Here is a 15,945-nt window from a genome sequence, read left to right on the forward strand (position 1 = left end):
AGGCCGACCCCCACCTCCCGTCGCCCTTTTCTCTACTCGTCGGTAGCATCCCTGTCATGGCTGACACGGAGCAGGTTGACGCGAAGAGCGAGCGCCAGGTGAAGCGGCTCGCCCACCAGATCGGTACGTTCGCCAAGGCGCACGGCGGGGCCGAGGGGAACGTCGCTTACCTCGGCGAGCGGGGGGCCCGTATCGCCCTCGTGGGTGAGGACGGGGAGTGGGGGAACCTCGTGGCCCCCAGCGTGGAGATCGGGCGCCGGGCGGTGGAGAAGGCCGGGGTCGCGCTGCAGGAGGACTTCGACGGGGAGTTCGCGGCGAAGATCCGTACGAGCGCGTACGAGTGGAAGCGGATGGCCGGGATTCAGATCTGAGTCCCGGCTCGCGCCACCTGAACCTCGTTCGCTCCGTTAGGACGGTCAAGCAGCACACCGTTCACGGGAGCCTCGATGATCGACACGCCTTCGCTCGTGGATCAGTACTGCCACGGGGTGCTCCGGACCGAGCTGGGGCTCGGGACGTTCGAGGCCCGGCTCGGGCGGGGGGAGGGGCCGGCCGCGCCGGGGACCACGTTGTTCGACACCCAGACGGGGTTCGCGGTGCGGCGGTGGTGTCCGCCGCTGCTCGGTCTGGAGCCGCACTGTCCGCCCGCCCGCTATCTCGCCCGGCGCCGCGAACTGGGCGTGCTGGAGGCCGGGCGCAGGCTGCTGCGCGGGTCCGGGATCACCACCTACCTGGTCTCCAGCGGGCTGCCCGACGATCTCACCGGGCCCGAGGAGATGGCCGCCGCGGGTGACGCGGAGGCGCGCGAGGTGGTCCGGCTGGAGCCGCTGGCCGAGCAGGTCGCGGACACCTCGGGCACGGTCGCCTCGTTCCTCGCCAATCTGGCCGAGTCGGTGCACGGGGCCGCCACGCACGCCGTCGCCTTCGCCGCCACGGCCTCGCTCACCGACGGCGGGCCCGCCCTCGCCCCCGAGCCGCCGGGAATCGGCGCGGTACAGGGTGCCGCCGCCCGCTGGCTGGCCGAACGGCGCGTGGGGGAGGAGCTGACCGACCCCGTACTGCTGGGCCACCTGCTGTGGATCGCGGTGGCCACGGGCCGCCCGCTCCAGTTGCACGCCGGCCCCGAGGAACCCGGCCTGCGCACCGACCCCGCCCCGCTCACCGGCTTCGTACGGGCCACCGCGGGGCTCGGCACCGACCTGGTCCTGCTGCCCGGCCACTTCCACCACCGGTACGCGGCCCGGCTGGCCGCCGCCCACCCGCACGTCTACGCCGACTCCGGCGCCGCCCTCGCCCGCACCGGCGCCCGCGCGGCCGCGATCCTGGCGGACATCCTGGAACTCGCCCCCTTCGGCAAGGTCCTCTTCTCCACCGGCGCCCAGTCCCTCCCCGAACTCCACGTGGTGGGCGCCCACCTCTTCCGCGAGGCCCTGGACCGAGTCCTCGGCACCTGGCTCACCGAGGGTGCCTGCTCCCCCGCAGACGCCCGCCGAGTAGCCCACCTCCTCGCCGCGGACAACGCCCACCGGGTGTACGGGCTGCGCTGAGGTCTGTACGGGCGGTCCCCTGTCCCCGACACTCGCCCCATGCCGACCGAAGCGCTCCTCGCCCGCTTCCTGGACGACCTCGCCCCCTTGTGCCCGCTCGCCGTCTGGGCCCACGGCTCACTGGGCGGCGGGGACTACCAGGAGGGCCGCAGCGACCTGGACCTGATCGCGGTGCTGCCCGGCCCGCTGAGCCTGGCTGTCATGGGCCGGCTGATCGTGCTGCACCGGAGGCTGCGGGCCGAACCCCTCGCGGCCAAGCTGCACTGCTCCTACCTGACCCCGCCCACGGCGGCCGATCCGGAGCGGTCGCATCTGACCTGGGCGCACGGCCGGATCCAGCGCCGCCCGGTCACACCGGTGACCCGGAGTGAGCTGCACGAGTTCGGCCGGGTGCTGCACGGGGCGGCGCCCGTCGCGTACCTGCCGCCGGTGCCGGACCGGGAGCTGCGGGACTTCGTCGCGGCCGACCAGCGGGATTTCTGGCGGCCGGCGGTGGACAAGGAGCGGCTCTGGCGGGAGGACATCTGGGTCGACCTCGGTCTGCTGACCTTCGCCCGCGCCACCGTCACCCTGCGCGAGGGGCGGCTGATCTCCAAGCGGCATGCGCTCGCCGAGCTGCCCCTACTGGGCGCCCCGGCCGAGGTCGTCGAGGACATCACCCGCAGGCGCTACGGCGAGCAGGGCCCCGGCCCCGACCCGGATCGCAGGGCCCGGCTGACCCGGGCCTACCTCGGCCCGGCCATCGACGCGCTCGTGGCCGGGCGTCGTTGAGTCAGGCCGGCGTGCCCACGGAGACCTCGGACGCCGGGCCGGGGACCTCGGCCCCGGAGTCGGGGCGTTCGCGGAGGGCGAGGAGGACGCGCAGTGTGGCGATCCACATGAGGCAGGAGCCGAGCATGTGGAGGGCTACCAGGGCCTCGGGGAGATGGGTGAAGTACTGGATGTAGCCGATGACGCCCTGGGCCAGGAGGATCAGGAAGAGGTCGCGGGTGCGGGACAGGGGGCCCTTGGGTGCGTCGACCGCCTTGAGGACGAACCAGAGGGCGAAGGTCAGCGTCACCACGATCCACGCCAGCACCGCGTGCAGCTTGGCGATCATCTCCCAGTCCAGCGGGATGCGCGCCACCTCGGAGGAGTCGCCGGCGTGCGGACCGGCGCCGGTCACCACCGTGCCGACCGCGATCAGCAGCCCGGCCGCCGCCACCAGGAACCACACGAGCTGCCGTACCGCCCCGCCGACCAGCGGACGCGGCTCCACGTCACCCTCACGGGTGCGCTGCCACATCACGGTGGCCACGGTGATCAGCGCCGTGGACAGCAGGAAGTGCGCGGCGACGGTGTACGGGTTCAGCCCGACGAGCACCACGATGCCGCCGAGCACCGCGTTGCCCATGACCACCCAGAACTGTGCCCAGCCAAGGCGGGTGAGGCTTCGACGCCACGGCTCCTGCGAGCGGGCGGCGATGATCGCCCAGCCGACGGCCGCGCAGAGCACGTAGGTCAGCATGCGGTTGCCGAACTCGATGACCCCGTGCAAGCCCATGGCGCGGGTGGTGGTCAGCGAGTCGTCGGTGCAGGTGGGCCAGGTCGGGCAGCCCAGCCCGGAGCCGGTCAGGCGCACCGCGCCGCCGGTGACCACGATGACCACCGACATCACGAGTGCGGCGAGCGCGGCCCGGCGGACGGTCCGGGGGTCCGGGGTCCAGCGGTCGGCGATGAAGGCGAGCGGGTTGCGCAGGGCGGCCCGGGCGTCGGCGGAGGTCAGCTTTGGCACGCGCACCATCGTAGGCGCCCGCTTGTGCACGCTTTCACGAGGGGGCCGTCCCGAGCCGTCGGGACCTGCCGTCGGGAGCTACTCCCAGCGGAAGAACCTCCCCGCCGCCGCGAGCCCCACGACCGCCCACACCGCGAGGATCGCCAGGTCGCCCCAGGGCATCCCGGCGCCGTGCTGGAGCACGTCCCGCAGGCCGTCGGAGAGCGCGGAGATCGGCAGCAGCCCGAGGACGTGCTGCCCGGCGGAGCCGAACTTCTCCAGCGGCACGATCACCCCGCCGCCGACCAGCAGCAGCAGGAAGACCAGGTTGGCCGCGGCCAGCGTCGCCTCCGCCTTCAGCGTGCCCGCCATCAGCAGCCCGAGCCCGGAGAACGCGGCCGTACCGAGAACCAGCAGCAGCAGGACGGCGGCCGGATCGCCGTGCGGCGACCAGCCCAGCGCGAAGGCGATCACGGTCAGCAGGATCACCTGGAGCACCTCGGTGACCAGTACCGCGGCCGTCTTCGCGGTCATCAGACCCCAGCGTGGCAGCGGCGAGGAGGCCAGCCGCTTCAGCACGCCGTAGCGCCGCTCGAACCCGGTGGCGATGGCCTGCCCGGTGAACGCCGTGGACATCACCGCGAGCGCCAGGATGCCGGGGGTGAGGAAGTCCACCGCCCTGCCGGACCCGGTGTCCACGACGTCCACCGAGCTGAACAGCACCAGCAGCAGCGTCGGGATCACCACGGTCAGCAGCAACTGCTCGCCGTTGCGCAGCAGCATCCGCGTCTCCAGCGCGGCCTGCGCGCCGATCATGCGGGGGAGCGGTGCCGCTCCGGGCCTGGGGGCGTACGTGCCCGGCGCGGTGGTCATGAGCGCAGCTCCTTGCCGGTCAGTTCCAGGAAGACGTCTTCGAGGGTGTGCCGCTCCACCGAGATCCGGTCCGGCATCACCCCGTGCTGCGCGCACCAGGAGGTCACCGTGGCGAGCAGTTGCGGGTCTATCTTGCCGCTCACCCGGTACCCGCCCGGCGTCAGCTCGTCGGCCGTGCAGTCGGCGGGGAGTGCCTTGAGCAGTGAGGCCACGTCCAGTCCGGGGCGCCCGCTGAAGCGCAGGGTGTTCTCGGCGCCGTCCCGGCACAGCTCCTCCGGGGAGCCCTGGGCGATGACCCGGCCGCCGTCGATGATCGCCACGTCGTCGGCGAGCTGCTCGGCCTCGTCCATGTGGTGCGTGGTGAGGATCACCGAGACCCCGTCGGTGCGCAGGTCCCGTACGAGGTCCCAGGTGGCGCGGCGGGCCTGCGGGTCGAGGCCCGCGGTCGGCTCGTCCAGGAAGACCAGCTCGGGGCGGCCCACGACGGCCATGGCGAGCGCGAGCCGCTGCTGCTGGCCGCCGGACAGCCGCCGGTAGGAGGTCCGGCCGCAGGAGCCGAGCCCGAGGCGCTCGATCAGGGCGTCCACGTCCAGCGGGTGCGCGTGCAGTCTGGCGACATGGCGCAGCATCTCGTCGGCACGGGCGCCGGAGTAGACGCCGCCGGACTGGAGCATCACGCCGACCCGGGGGCGCAGCGCGGCCGCGTCCCGCACCGGGTCGAGGCCCAGGACGCGCACGGTGCCGGAGTCCGGGGTGCGGTATCCCTCGCAGGTCTCGACCGTGGTCGTCTTGCCGGCGCCGTTGGGGCCGAGCACGGCGGTCACGCCCGGCCGGGCCTCCAGGTCGAGGCCGTCCACCGCGGTCTTCCGCCCGTACCGCTTCACCAGGGCCTGGACCTGGACCACGGGGTCACTATGCATGGGTCCAGAGTCTAGGGAGGCGTGGCGGGGCTCAGGCGTGGGGGTGCTGGAAATCGGCCTCGCGCGGACGGTGCAGCGGGAGCCAGCGCTCGGCGTAGGCCACCGCGTCCGCGACCGGGAACAGCCGGGCCCCGGCCGCGCCGACCCGGCCCCGCACCACCGGGCGGTCCCGCTCGAAGTCGTGGCCCAGCTCCTCGAAGCGGTCGGAGGTGATGGACACCTCGGTCACCGTCTCCCAGCCGCCGGGGCCGGGCCGTCCGACCGGCACCAGCGGCGCGGGTGTCCGGTATTCGGCCAGGTGGAAGCTGGTGCAGGCGTGGTAGCCCGCGCCGAGCAGCAGCACCCGGGCGCCGAGGCGTTCCAGTCGGGCCAGCGGGCTGCGCTCACCGAGCCGGCAGTCCGGGGCGTGCCCGTCGGTGATCTCGGCGGCGCGCGGGCCGAGCGCGGCGAAGGAGGTCTGCGGGTGCGCGCTGCGCCGGGCGCCGGGCCAGTTGCGGACGGTCTCCGGGATCACCCCGACCCCGCGCGAGGGGGTGGTCCGGGGGTCGTAGACGGGCATGGTCGCCCGTACCGTCTCCCACCACTCGGGCGGCACCGGGGGCGCGTGCCACAGCTCGGGGTCGGAGAGGTCGGCGGACTGGGTCGGGACGACCAGGGTGCCGTCCGGCCCGAGGGCGTCGAGGAGGCCCTGGACGACGGCGACGGCCCCGCCGTTCACCCAGCCGAGGGAACTCAGCGAGGCGTGCGCGAGGAGGGTTTCGCCGGGCTCGACACCCAGGTGGAGGAGCTGCTCGGCGAGGGTGTCGCGGGTGACCAGGGGGCCGTTCGGGACGGGGGTCGGCATGGCGCGGAGTCTGCCCGGCGAGGGTCCCGCGCCAGCGGTTTTGCCTGGTGAGGGGGGCCGTGACGAGCGCTCCGGAGATCGTTTCCGCAGGTCAGGTTAGGAGTGCCTAAGTGACGCAGGGCACCGTCGACCGCTCCCGGCCTGGCTTGTCAGGCCCCGAAGAATTACGCAACAATAGCGTTGTGAAAAACGTCGACGAGGCTCGGGAGACCCCCACGGGGCCCCAGGAAGAGCTGGCGACCGGTGAGCGTTCGACGCGCAACCGGGTCGCGCGGTCCATCCTGGACCACGGCCCGTCGACCGTCGCCGAACTCGCCGGCCGGCTGGGCCTCACCCAGGCCGCCGTGCGCCGGCATCTGGACGCGCTGGCCGCCGACGACATCGTGCAGGCACGCGAGCAGCGGGTGTACGGCGCCCGTACCCGCGGCCGCCCCGCGAAGGTCTTCGCCCTGACCGCCTGCGGCCGGGACGCCTTCGACCAGTCCTACGACCAGCTCGCCGCCGACGCCCTGCGCTGGATCGCCGAGCGCGAGGGCGGGGACGAGGCCGTCGCCGCCTTCGCCCGCGCCCGCATCGCCGCCCAGGCCGCCACCTACCGCGCGGCCGTCGAGGGGGTCGAGCCCGACCGCCGCGCCGAGGCCCTCGCCAGGGCCTTGACCGCGGACGGGTACGCTGCTACGGCACGCAGTGCCCCCCTCCCGCAACAGGGTGAACAGCTCTGCCAGCACCACTGTCCGGTCGCTCACGTCGCCGAGCAGTTCCCCCAGCTCTGTGAGGCGGAGACGGAGTTCTTCGCCGAGCTGCTGGGAACCCACGTCCAGCGACTGGCGACCATCGCCCACGGCGACGGCGTCTGCACGACGTTCATCCCCAAGATTTCCAAGACCGACAAGTCCGATCAGAGCCACCACGCAAGCACGGCCGGGAGGAACCCCGCATGACGCTCCCCACGGAGACTGCCCACCCCGAACTCGAGGGTCTGGGCAAGTACGAATACGGCTGGGCCGACTCCGACGTAGCCGGCGCCTCGGCCAAGCGCGGCCTGAGCGAGGCCGTCGTCCGCGACATCTCGGGCAAGAAGTCCGAGCCGGAGTGGATGACCAAGCTCCGCCTCAAGGGTCTGAAGCTGTTCGAGAAGAAGCCCATGCCCAACTGGGGCTCGGACCTCTCGGGCATCGACTTCGACAACATCAAGTACTTCGTGCGCTCCACGGAGAAGCAGGCGGAGTCCTGGGAGGACCTGCCCGAGGACATCAAGAACACCTACGACAAGCTGGGCATCCCCGAGGCCGAGAAGCAGCGCCTCGTCGCCGGTGTCGCCGCCCAGTACGAGTCGGAGGTCGTCTACCACCAGATCCGCGAGGACCTGGAGGAGCAGGGCGTCATCTTCCTGGACACCGACACCGCGCTCCGCGAGCACCCCGAGCTGTTCAAGGAGTACTTCGGCACCGTCATCCCGGTCGGTGACAACAAGTTCGCCTCGCTGAACACGGCCGTGTGGTCCGGCGGCTCCTTCATCTACGTGCCGAAGGGCGTGCACGTGGAGATCCCGCTCCAGGCCTACTTCCGGATCAACACCGAGAACATGGGCCAGTTCGAGCGGACGCTGATCATCGTCGACGAGGACGCCTACGTCCACTACGTCGAGGGCTGCACCGCGCCGATCTACAAGTCGGACTCGCTGCACTCCGCGGTCGTCGAGATCATCGTCAAGAAGGGCGCCCGCTGCCGTTACACGACCATCCAGAACTGGTCGAACAACGTCTACAACCTGGTCACCAAGCGCGCCGTCGCCTACGAGGGTGCCACCATGGAGTGGGTCGACGGCAACATCGGCTCCAAGGTGACCATGAAGTACCCGGCCGTCTACCTGATGGGCGAGCACGCCAAGGGCGAGACCCTCTCCATCGCCTTCGCGGGCGAGGGCCAGCACCAGGACGCCGGCGCCAAGATGGTCCACATGGCGCCGAACACGTCGTCCAACATCGTCTCCAAGTCGGTGGCGCGCGGCGGCGGCCGTACCTCCTACCGCGGTCTCATCGAGATCGGCGAGGGCGCGGCCGGATCGAAGTCCAACGTGCTGTGCGACGCGCTGCTCGTGGACACGATCTCCCGCTCGGACACGTACCCCTACGTCGACGTCCGCGAGGACGACGTCTCCATGGGCCACGAGGCGACCGTCTCCAAGGTCTCCGAGGACCAGCTCTTCTACCTGATGAGCCGCGGCCTCTCCGAGGACGAGGCGATGGCGATGATCGTGCGCGGCTTCGTCGAGCCGATCGCCAAGGAGCTGCCGATGGAGTACGCGCTGGAGCTCAACCGGCTGATCGAGCTGCAGATGGAGGGCGCGGTCGGCTGACCCGCCGCCCCGCACCCCGTCACGCCACACACGCAGCCACCTACGCACAGGAAAGCGAGCACCCCGACAGCCATGGCTGAGCAGAACATCCCCGTGGGGTCCACCACCGCGGGCTCGATCGCGGTCGCCGCGGAATCGACCGTCGCCACGCGCATGAGCGCACCCCCCTCCTACGACGTCGCGGACTTCCCCGTCCCGCACGGCCGAGAGGAGGAGTGGCGGTTCACTCCGCTGGAGCGGCTGCGCGGCCTGCACGACGGCACCGCCGTCGCCACCGGCGAGGGCCTGAAGGTCGTCGTCGAGGCCCCCGAGGGCGTCACCGTCGAGAACGTCGGCCGTGACGACGCCCGGCTCGGCAAGGCCGGCACCCCGGTCGACCGCGTCGCCGCCCAGGCGTACTCCGCCTTCGAGCAGGCGTCGGTCGTCACCGTGCCCAAGGACACCGTCCTCACCGAGCCGATCCGCATCGCGGTGCACGGCGAGGGCGGCACCGCCTTCGGCCACCAGGTGATCGAGCTGGGCGCCTTCGCCGAGGCCCTCGTCGTCATCGACCACACCGGTGACGCGGTGCTCGCCGCCAACGTCGACTACGTGCTCGGCGACGGCGCCAAGCTGACCGTCGTCTCCGTCCAGGACTGGGACGACAAGGCCGTGCACGTGGCCCAGCACAACGCCCTCGTCGGCCGCGACGCCTCCTTCAAGTCCGTGGTCGTCACCTTCGGCGGCGACGTCGTCCGCCTGCACCCGCGCGTCAGCTACGCGGGCCCCGGCGGCGAGGCCGAGCTGTTCGGCCTGTACTTCACCGACTCCGGCCAGCACCAGGAGCACCGCCTCCTGGTCGACCACAACACCCCGCACTGCCGGTCCCACGTGGTCTACAAGGGCGCGCTCCAGGGCGAGGGCGCGCACGCGGTCTGGATCGGTGACGTGCTCATCGAGGCCAAGGCCGAGGGCACCGACACCTACGAGATGAACCGCAACCTGGTTCTCACCGACGGCTCCCGCGTCGACTCGGTCCCCAACCTGGAGATCGAGACCGGCGAGATCGTCGGCGCCGGCCACGCCTCCACCACCGGCCGCTTCGACGACGAGCAGCTCTTCTACCTGATGGCCCGCGGCATCCCGGAGTACGAGGCCCGCCGCCTGGTGGTCCGCGGCTTCTTCGCCGAGCTGGTCCAGCAGATCGGTCTCCCCGACATCGAGGAGCGCCTGCTCGTCAAGATCGAGGAGGAGCTGGAGGCCGCGGTCGCATGACGACGACCTTCCAGCGAGCCTGCGGACTGAGCGAGCTGTCGGAGGACACCCCCAAGCGGGTGGAACTCGACGGCACGCCGGTCTCGGTCGTGAAGACCGAGGGCGAGGTGTACGCGATCTACGACATCTGCTCGCACGCGAACGTCTCCCTCTCCGAGGGCGAAGTGGAGGACGGGCAGATCGAGTGCTGGCTGCACGGCTCCTGCTTCGACCTCCGCAGCGGCAAGCCGTCCGGCCCGCCCGCGACGCGCCCCGTCCCCGTATACCCCGTAAAGATCGAAGGGGACGACGTGCTCGTCTCCCTCACCCAGGAGTCCTGAGGCACCCATGGCAACGCTTGAAATCCGAGACCTGCACGTCACCGTCGAGGCCGACAACGCCACGAAGGAGATCCTCAAGGGCGTCGACCTCACCGTGAAGCAGGGCGAGACGCACGCCATCATGGGCCCCAACGGCTCGGGCAAGTCGACCCTCGCCTACTCGCTCGCGGGTCACCCGAAGTACACGATCACCAGCGGCACCGTCACCCTCGACGGCGAGGACGTCCTCGCCATGTCGGTCGACGAGCGCGCCCGCGCCGGCCTCTTCCTCGCCATGCAGTACCCGGTCGAGGTCCCCGGCGTCTCCGTCTCCAACTTCCTGCGCACCTCCGCCACCGCCATCCGCGGCGAGGCCCCCAAGCTGCGTACCTGGGTGAAGGAGGTCAAGGAGAACATGGAGCGGCTCCACATGGACCCCTCCTTCGCCGAGCGCAACGTCAACGAGGGCTTCTCCGGCGGTGAGAAGAAGCGCCACGAGATCCTCCAGCTCGAGCTGCTCAAGCCGCAGGTCGCCATCCTCGACGAGACCGACTCCGGCCTCGACGTGGACGCGCTGCGCATCGTGTCCGAGGGCGTCAACCGCGTCCGCGAGACCGGCGAGACCGGCACCCTGCTGATCACGCACTACACGCGCATCCTGCGCTACATCAAGCCGGACTTCGTCCACGTGTTCTCCGGTGGCCGCATCGTCGAGTCCGGCGGCCCCGAGCTGGCCGACAAGCTGGAGAACGAGGGCTACGAGGCGTATGCGAAGCACGCCGACGTCGACACGAAGGGTGGCGTATCCGCGTGACAGAGCTGCCGGGCCTCCTCGACACCGAGGCGCTGCGCAAGGACTTCCCGATCCTGGACCGCCAGGTCCACGACGGGCGCAAGCTCGTCTACCTGGACAACGCGGCGACCTCGCAGAAGCCGCGCCAGGTGCTGGACGCGCTGAGCGAGTACTACGAGCGCTACAACGCCAATGTCCACCGAGGCGTGCACGTCCTCGCCGAGGAGGCCACGGCGCTGTACGAGGGCGCGCGTGACAAGGTCGCCGACTTCATCAACGCGCCCAGCCGCGACGAGGTGATCTTCACTAAGAACGCCTCCGAGTCGCTCAACCTCGTGGCCAACATGCTGGGCTGGGCCGACGAGCCCTACCGGGTCGACCACGAGACCGAGATCGTCATCACGGAGATGGAGCACCACTCCAACATCGTGCCGTGGCAGTTGCTCGCGCAGCGCACCGGCGCGAAGCTGAAGTGGTTCGGCCTCACCGACGACGGCCGCCTCGACCTGTCCAACCTGGACGAGATCATCACCGAGAAGACGAAGATCGTCTCCTTCGTGCTGGTCTCCAACATCCTGGGCACGGTCAACCCGGTCGAGGCGATCGTGCGCCGCGCCCAGGAGGTCGGCGCGCTGGTCTGCATCGACGCCTCGCAGGCCGCGCCGCACATGCCGTTGGACGTACAGGCGCTCGGCGCCGACTTCGTGGCCTTCACCGGCCACAAGATGTGCGGTCCGACCGGCATCGGTGTGCTCTGGGGCCGCCAGGAACTCCTGGAGGACCTGCCCCCGTTCCTCGGCGGCGGCGAGATGATCGAGACGGTGTCGATGCACTCCTCGACCTACGCGCCCGCCCCGCACAAGTTCGAGGCGGGCACCCCGCCGATCGCCCAGGCGGTCGGTCTCGGTGCCGCGATCGACTACCTCAACTCGATCGGCATGGACAAGATCCTCGCCCATGAGCACGCGCTCACCGAGTACGCGGTGAAGCGGCTGGGCGAGGTCCCCGACCTGCGCATCATCGGCCCCTCCACGGCCGAGGACCGCGGCGCGGCGATCTCCTTCACGCTCGGCGACATCCACCCGCACGACGTGGGCCAGGTCCTCGACGAGCAGGGCATCGCGGTGCGCGTCGGCCACCACTGCGCGCGGCCGGTCTGCCTGCGCTACGGAATTCCGGCGACCACCCGGGCGTCGTTCTATCTGTACTCCACGCCCGGAGAGATCGACGCACTGGTCGAGGGGCTGGAGCACGTACGGAACTTCTTCGGCTGAGAGGCGTGGGCTGACACCGTGAAGCTGGACTCGATGTACCAGGAAGTCATCCTGGACCACTACAAGAACCCGCACGGGCGTGGTCTGAGGGACGGCGACGCCGAGGTGCACCACGTGAACCCGACGTGCGGCGACGAGATCACCCTCCGGGTGAGGTACGACGGGACGAAGATCGCGGACGTCTCGTACGAGGGCCAGGGCTGTTCCATCAGCCAGGCCTCGGCGTCCGTGCTGAACGAACTGCTGGTGGGCAAGGACCTGCCCGAGGCGCAGAAGATCCAGGAGACCTTCCTGGAGCTGATGCAGTCCAAGGGCCGGATCGAGCCCGACGACGCGATGGAGGAGGTGCTGGAGGACGCGGTCGCGTTCGCCGGTGTCTCCAAGTACCCCGCGCGGGTCAAGTGCGCCCTCCTGAGCTGGATGGCGTGGAAGGACGCGACGGCCCAGGCCCTGGGCGAGGCCAGCGCGGACGCCGAAAGGAAGACGGCATGACCGACACCGCTGAGATGAAACCGGTCTCGGAGGAAGAACTCCGCGAGGCCCTGATGGACGTCGTCGACCCCGAGCTGGGCATCGACGTCGTCAACCTCGGTCTGATCTACGGCATTCACGTCGACGACGCGAACATCGCCACGATCGACATGACCCTGACCTCCGCGGCCTGCCCGCTGACGGACGTCATCGAGGACCAGGCCAAGTCCGTCACCGACGGCCTGGTCAGCGAACTCCGCATCAACTGGGTCTGGATGCCGCCGTGGGGCCCGGACAAGATCACCGACGACGGCCGCGAGCAGTTGCGGGCGCTCGGGTTCAACGTCTGAGGCTTCCCTTCACGGAATGAGGCGGCGGTGCCCTCGGGCACCGCCGCCTTCGCGTACCCGGCGCGCCGCACCGGTTAGGCCCCGACCCCGCCCCCACGTTAGGTTTTCCGCATGACCGACACTGCTTCCCGTACCACCGGCGCCGTCGCCGCCGGTCTCGCCACCATCGCCGCCGACGGCACCGTTCTCGACACCTGGTTCCCGGCGCCCGAGCTGGTCGCCGAGCCGGGGCCGTCCGGCAGCGAGCGGCTGTCCGCCGACCGGGCCGCCGAACTGCTGGGCGACAGCGCGGTCTCCGCGCTCGGCCCCGACGCCCGGCGTGGCGTCGAGGTGGTCGCGGTCCGTACGGTCATCGCCTCGCTGGACGAGAAGCCGCTGGACGCGCACGACGTCTACCTGCGTCTGCACCTGCTCTCGCACCGCCTGGTCAAGCCGCACGGCCAGAGCCTGGACGGCATCTTCGGCCACCTCGCCAACGTCGCCTGGACCTCGCTCGGCCCGGTCGCGGTGGACGACGTCGAGAAGGTGCGGCTGAACGCCCGCGCGGACGGCCTGCACCTCCAGGTCACCTCGATCGACAAGTTCCCCCGCATGACGGACTACGTCGCCCCCAAGGGCGTCCGCATCGCCGACGCCGACCGCGTCCGCCTCGGCGCGCACCTCGCCGAGGGCACCACGGTCATGCACGAGGGCTTCGTCAACTTCAACGCCGGCACGCTGGGCACCTCCATGGTCGAGGGCCGCATCTCCGCCGGCGTCATCGTCGGCGACGGCTCCGACATCGGCGGCGGCGCCTCCACCATGGGCACCCTCTCCGGCGGCGGCAACGTCATCATCGCCATCGGCGAGCGCTGCCTCGTCGGCGCGGAGGCGGGCGTCGGGATCGCCCTGGGCGACGAGTGCGTGGTCGAGGCGGGCCTCTACGTCACGGCGGGCACCCGCGTCACGATGCCCGACGGCCAGATCGTGAAGGCCCGCGACCTCTCCGGCGCCTCCAACATCCTCTTCCGCCGCAACTCGGTGACGGGCGCGGTGGAGGCCCGGCCCAACAACGCGGTGTGGGGCGGACTGAACGACATCCTGCACAGCCACAACTGAAGCCGAGTCCGGCTCGAGCGCCCTTCCGCCCAGTACGGCGCGGGAGGGCGCTCGTGCGTGGGGGCGGCTACGGCCGCAGGCCCTCCAGCAGCAGGTCCAGGTACCGTCGGGTGTCTTTCTCCCCGCCTCCCAGTTCCGCCGCCGTGGCGATGCCGTGGGTCAGGCGGAGGAGGTCGGTGGGGGTCAGGTCGGGGCGGAGGGTGCCCTCGGACCGGGCCTGTTCGACCAGGCGGGTCGCTGTGGTGCGGACGACCGTGCCGCAGGCCGTCAGTGGGGTCGAGTCGGCGTCCGCCACCGCCGACCCCATCAAGGTTTTCAGGCCCCGGACCTCGATCGTCGCCACGCACACCTCGTGCAGCCACTCCGTCAGGGCCTCGCCCGGGGGCAGCGTACGGGACAGCTCCTCGCCCCGTTCGCCCAGCGCCTCGATCCTGGCCGCGTACGCCGCTTCCAGGAGCGCGCGGCGGGTGGGGAAGTGGCGGTAGAGGGTGCCCGAGCCCACTCCGGCGCGTTTGGCGATGTCATCCAGGGACGCGCCCTCGCCGTGTTCGGCGAAGGCTTCGGCGGCCACGGCCAGCAGACGGTCGTGGTTGCGTCGGGCGTCTGCCCGCATGGGCCTGGGGTGGGGCATGCGGGTGCTTCCTGTCGAAAAAGGGGGTCGGCTCCCAGAGTCTAGTCCCGTCGCTGCCGCTTCCACGGGCCCGTGATCGCCAGCATGATGCCCGGTTCCTGGATGTTGGCGAAGAGGGTGTGGCCGTCGGGGGAGAAGGTGACGCCGGTGAACTCGCTGTACTCGGGGGCGGACTCGGTGCCGATGTTGAGTTCGTTGCGGGCGATCGGGTACGTACGGCCGCCGTCGGTCGCGCCGAAGAGGTGCTGTACGCCCTCACCGTCCTCGGCGATGACCAGGCCGCCGTAGGGGGAGACGGTGATGTTGTCGGGGCCGTCGAAGGTGCCCCCGGTCCCGAGCAGCACCTTCAGGGTCAGCGTCCGGCGCCGGGGGTCGTAGAACCACACCTGTCCGTCGTGCTGTACGGGGCTCTCCTCGCGGGCGTAGGACGAGACGACGTAGACCCCGCCGTCACCCCACCACATGCCCTCCAGCTTGCGGGCCCGCGTCACCCGGCCGTCGGCGAACTGCTTGCGCACCGGCACCGTACGCGCGTCCCGGTCGGGGACGTCGACCCAGTCCACGCCGTACACCGTGCCGGTGCGGGTCGCGCGGGAGAGGTCGTCCACGAAGCGGCCGCCGGAGTCGAAACAGCGGAACGCCTGGAGGACGCCCGCGTCGTCCGCGAGGCTGCGCAGCCGGCCCCGGCCGTGGTGGAAGCCCTCCGGCGGGGTCCAGCGGTAGAACAGGCCGTTGGGGCCGGCGGCGTCCTCCGTGAGGAAGAGGTGCCCCCGCTTCGGGTCGACCACCACCGCCTCGTGGGCGTAACGGCCCAGCGCCTTCAGCGGCTTGGGGGCGCGGTTGGCCCGGCGGTCGGCGGGGTCGACCTCGAAGACGTAGCCGTGGTCCTTGGTCATACCGTTCTGCCCGGCCCGGTCCTCGGTCTCCTCACAGGTCAGCCAGGTGCCCCAAGGAGTGCTGCCACCCGCGCAGTTGGTGGAGGTACCGGCGATGCCCACCCACTCGGCGACGTGGTCGCGGCGGACCTCCACCACCGTGCAGCCACCCGCGGCGGCCGGGTCGTACACCAGGCCCTCGGTCAGCGGCACCGGGTGCGCCCAGCTCGCGCGCGGCCCCTTCAGCTCATGGTTGTTCACCAGCAGCACGGAACCACGCGGACCGGCGAAGGCGGCCGTGCCGTCATGGTTCGACGGGGTCGGCTCACCCGACTCCAGCCGGGTACGGCCGCTGTACGTCACCACCCGGTACGAGAAGCCCGCGGGCAGCGCGAGGATGCCGTCCGGGTCGGGGACCAGCGGGCCGTACCCGATGCCGGGGTGGCCGTGCGCGTCCTCCGCGCCGTCGAGATCCGTGGCGGCCAGGGCCTGCGGGGCGGTGGCGAGGGCACCGACGCTGCCCGCGAGCACGACCCCGGCACCGGTGACCGCCGTCGTCCTGGCGAAGTCCCTGCGGGTGAGTGACATGGTGTCTCCTGTGACG

18 protein-coding genes are annotated in these 15,945 nt (G+C 71.2%); 12 read left to right on the forward strand and 6 right to left on the reverse strand.

The genetic code is table 11. The features are described from left to right. Nucleotides 1-56 precede the first annotated feature (56 nt). The 3 genes from OG448_RS23315 (at nucleotide 57) to OG448_RS23325 (ending at nucleotide 2,318) form a co-directional block, all read left to right on the forward strand. Complete coding sequence (locus tag OG448_RS23315) at nucleotides 57-371, forward strand: hypothetical protein (protein WP_399567079.1); 315 nt, start codon at nucleotides 57-59, stop codon at nucleotides 369-371. 75 nt (nucleotides 372-446) lie between these two features. Further along, nucleotides 447-1,547 (forward strand): amidohydrolase, encoded by a 1,101-nt coding sequence (locus OG448_RS23320; RefSeq protein ID WP_405556580.1) that lies wholly within the window; start codon nucleotides 447-449, stop codon nucleotides 1,545-1,547. Nucleotides 1,548-1,586: 39 nt separating this feature from the next. Then, entirely contained in the window at nucleotides 1,587-2,318 is a 732-nt protein-coding gene (locus OG448_RS23325) for a nucleotidyltransferase (RefSeq protein ID WP_405556582.1), read from the forward strand. Between the two features lies 1 nt (nucleotide 2,319). On the opposite strand, the gene OG448_RS23330 is transcribed toward OG448_RS23325, so the two are convergent. From OG448_RS23330 to OG448_RS23345, 4 genes are all read right to left on the reverse strand, one after another. Further along, the gene (locus OG448_RS23330; RefSeq protein ID WP_405556584.1) at nucleotides 2,320-3,330 is read right to left on the reverse strand and encodes a COX15/CtaA family protein; all 1,011 of its coding nucleotides are present in this window, start codon (nucleotides 3,328-3,330) and stop codon (nucleotides 2,320-2,322) included. 69 nt (nucleotides 3,331-3,399) lie between these two features. Beyond that, nucleotides 3,400-4,173 (reverse strand): ABC transporter permease, encoded by a 774-nt coding sequence (locus tag OG448_RS23335; RefSeq protein WP_405556585.1) that lies wholly within the window; start codon nucleotides 4,171-4,173, stop codon nucleotides 3,400-3,402. Further along, nucleotides 4,170-5,093 (reverse strand): ABC transporter ATP-binding protein, encoded by a 924-nt coding sequence (locus OG448_RS23340; protein ID WP_086692721.1) that lies wholly within the window; start codon nucleotides 5,091-5,093, stop codon nucleotides 4,170-4,172. Before OG448_RS23340 ends, OG448_RS23335 begins: the two co-directional genes overlap by 4 nt. 31 nt (nucleotides 5,094-5,124) lie before the next feature. Then, nucleotides 5,125-5,937, reverse strand: coding sequence for an aminoglycoside N(3)-acetyltransferase (locus tag OG448_RS23345; protein WP_405556587.1), 813 nt, complete (start codon nucleotides 5,935-5,937; stop codon nucleotides 5,125-5,127). Nucleotides 5,938-6,119: 182 nt separating this feature from the next. Here OG448_RS23345 and OG448_RS23350 point away from each other — a divergent pair, with 182 nt between their 5' ends. The 9 genes from OG448_RS23350 (at nucleotide 6,120) to dapD (ending at nucleotide 13,835) form a co-directional block, all read left to right on the forward strand. Continuing rightward, nucleotides 6,120-6,878: a helix-turn-helix transcriptional regulator gene (locus OG448_RS23350; protein WP_405556589.1), complete on the forward strand. Its 759-nt coding sequence runs from the start codon at nucleotides 6,120-6,122 to the stop codon at nucleotides 6,876-6,878. Then, nucleotides 6,875-8,296 (forward strand): Fe-S cluster assembly protein SufB, encoded by a 1,422-nt coding sequence (sufB, locus tag OG448_RS23355; RefSeq protein ID WP_381146282.1) that lies wholly within the window; start codon nucleotides 6,875-6,877, stop codon nucleotides 8,294-8,296. The genes OG448_RS23350 and sufB overlap by 4 nt, the downstream gene beginning before the upstream one ends. 72 nt (nucleotides 8,297-8,368) lie before the next feature. Then, nucleotides 8,369-9,550, forward strand: a complete 1,182-nt coding sequence (gene sufD, locus OG448_RS23360) for a Fe-S cluster assembly protein SufD (RefSeq protein ID WP_030815344.1) — start codon at nucleotides 8,369-8,371, stop codon at nucleotides 9,548-9,550. Then, nucleotides 9,547-9,870, forward strand: a complete 324-nt coding sequence (locus OG448_RS23365) for a non-heme iron oxygenase ferredoxin subunit (RefSeq protein ID WP_030815347.1) — start codon at nucleotides 9,547-9,549, stop codon at nucleotides 9,868-9,870. Before sufD ends, OG448_RS23365 begins: the two co-directional genes overlap by 4 nt. A 7-nt stretch (nucleotides 9,871-9,877) precedes the next feature. Beyond that, complete coding sequence (gene sufC, locus OG448_RS23370) at nucleotides 9,878-10,663, forward strand: Fe-S cluster assembly ATPase SufC (RefSeq protein ID WP_405556592.1); 786 nt, start codon at nucleotides 9,878-9,880, stop codon at nucleotides 10,661-10,663. Next, on the forward strand, nucleotides 10,660-11,916 hold the full coding sequence (locus OG448_RS23375) for a cysteine desulfurase (protein WP_405556594.1): 1,257 nt from the start codon (nucleotides 10,660-10,662) through the stop codon (nucleotides 11,914-11,916). Before sufC ends, OG448_RS23375 begins: the two co-directional genes overlap by 4 nt. An 18-nt stretch (nucleotides 11,917-11,934) precedes the next feature. Further along, a complete protein-coding gene (sufU, locus tag OG448_RS23380) occupies nucleotides 11,935-12,408 on the forward strand; it encodes a Fe-S cluster assembly sulfur transfer protein SufU (protein WP_405556596.1) in 474 nt (157 codons plus the stop codon). Beyond that, the gene (locus tag OG448_RS23385) at nucleotides 12,405-12,737 is read left to right on the forward strand and encodes a metal-sulfur cluster assembly factor (protein WP_031182020.1); all 333 of its coding nucleotides are present in this window, start codon (nucleotides 12,405-12,407) and stop codon (nucleotides 12,735-12,737) included. Before sufU ends, OG448_RS23385 begins: the two co-directional genes overlap by 4 nt. Before the next feature lie 111 nt (nucleotides 12,738-12,848). Next, complete coding sequence (gene dapD, locus OG448_RS23390; RefSeq protein ID WP_405556598.1) at nucleotides 12,849-13,835, forward strand: 2,3,4,5-tetrahydropyridine-2,6-dicarboxylate N-succinyltransferase; 987 nt, start codon at nucleotides 12,849-12,851, stop codon at nucleotides 13,833-13,835. A 67-nt stretch (nucleotides 13,836-13,902) separates the two neighbouring features. On the opposite strand, the gene OG448_RS23395 is transcribed toward dapD, so the two are convergent. Both OG448_RS23395 and OG448_RS23400 read right to left on the reverse strand, forming a co-directional pair. Continuing rightward, on the reverse strand, nucleotides 13,903-14,466 hold the full coding sequence (locus OG448_RS23395) for a TetR/AcrR family transcriptional regulator (RefSeq protein ID WP_405556600.1): 564 nt from the start codon (nucleotides 14,464-14,466) through the stop codon (nucleotides 13,903-13,905). 41 nt (nucleotides 14,467-14,507) lie between these two features. Next, a complete protein-coding gene (locus OG448_RS23400; protein WP_405556602.1) occupies nucleotides 14,508-15,929 on the reverse strand; it encodes an alkaline phosphatase PhoX in 1,422 nt (473 codons plus the stop codon). Between the last annotated feature and the right edge of the window lie 16 nt (nucleotides 15,930-15,945).

The sequence above is a fragment of the Streptomyces sp. NBC_01171 genome, assembly GCF_045039805.1.
GTDB lineage: Bacteria > Actinomycetota > Actinomycetes > Streptomycetales > Streptomycetaceae > Streptomyces.

Bases quoted from the DNA above. Each gene is read 5' to 3' on its own strand.
- OG448_RS23315 (WP_399567079.1), top strand. From the start codon at position 57: ATGGCTGACACGGAGCAGGTTGACGCGAAGAGCGAGCGCCAGGTGAAG.
- OG448_RS23320 (WP_405556580.1), top strand. From the start codon at position 447: ATGATCGACACGCCTTCGCTCGTGGATCAGTACTGCCACGGGGTGCTC.
- OG448_RS23325 (WP_405556582.1), top strand. From the start codon at position 1,587: ATGCCGACCGAAGCGCTCCTCGCCCGCTTCCTGGACGACCTCGCCCCC.
- OG448_RS23330 (WP_405556584.1), bottom strand. From the start codon at position 3,330: ATGGTGCGCGTGCCAAAGCTGACCTCCGCCGACGCCCGGGCCGCCCTG.
- OG448_RS23335 (WP_405556585.1), bottom strand. From the start codon at position 4,173: ATGACCACCGCGCCGGGCACGTACGCCCCCAGGCCCGGAGCGGCACCG.
- OG448_RS23340 (WP_086692721.1), bottom strand. From the start codon at position 5,093: ATGCATAGTGACCCCGTGGTCCAGGTCCAGGCCCTGGTGAAGCGGTAC.
- OG448_RS23345 (WP_405556587.1), bottom strand. From the start codon at position 5,937: ATGCCGACCCCCGTCCCGAACGGCCCCCTGGTCACCCGCGACACCCTC.
- sufB (WP_381146282.1), top strand. From the start codon at position 6,875: ATGACGCTCCCCACGGAGACTGCCCACCCCGAACTCGAGGGTCTGGGC.
- sufD (WP_030815344.1), top strand. From the start codon at position 8,369: ATGGCTGAGCAGAACATCCCCGTGGGGTCCACCACCGCGGGCTCGATC.
- OG448_RS23365 (WP_030815347.1), top strand. From the start codon at position 9,547: ATGACGACGACCTTCCAGCGAGCCTGCGGACTGAGCGAGCTGTCGGAG.
- sufC (WP_405556592.1), top strand. From the start codon at position 9,878: ATGGCAACGCTTGAAATCCGAGACCTGCACGTCACCGTCGAGGCCGAC.
- OG448_RS23385 (WP_031182020.1), top strand. From the start codon at position 12,405: ATGACCGACACCGCTGAGATGAAACCGGTCTCGGAGGAAGAACTCCGC.
- dapD (WP_405556598.1), top strand. From the start codon at position 12,849: ATGACCGACACTGCTTCCCGTACCACCGGCGCCGTCGCCGCCGGTCTC.
- OG448_RS23395 (WP_405556600.1), bottom strand. From the start codon at position 14,466: ATGCCCCACCCCAGGCCCATGCGGGCAGACGCCCGACGCAACCACGAC.
- OG448_RS23400 (WP_405556602.1), bottom strand. From the start codon at position 15,929: ATGTCACTCACCCGCAGGGACTTCGCCAGGACGACGGCGGTCACCGGT.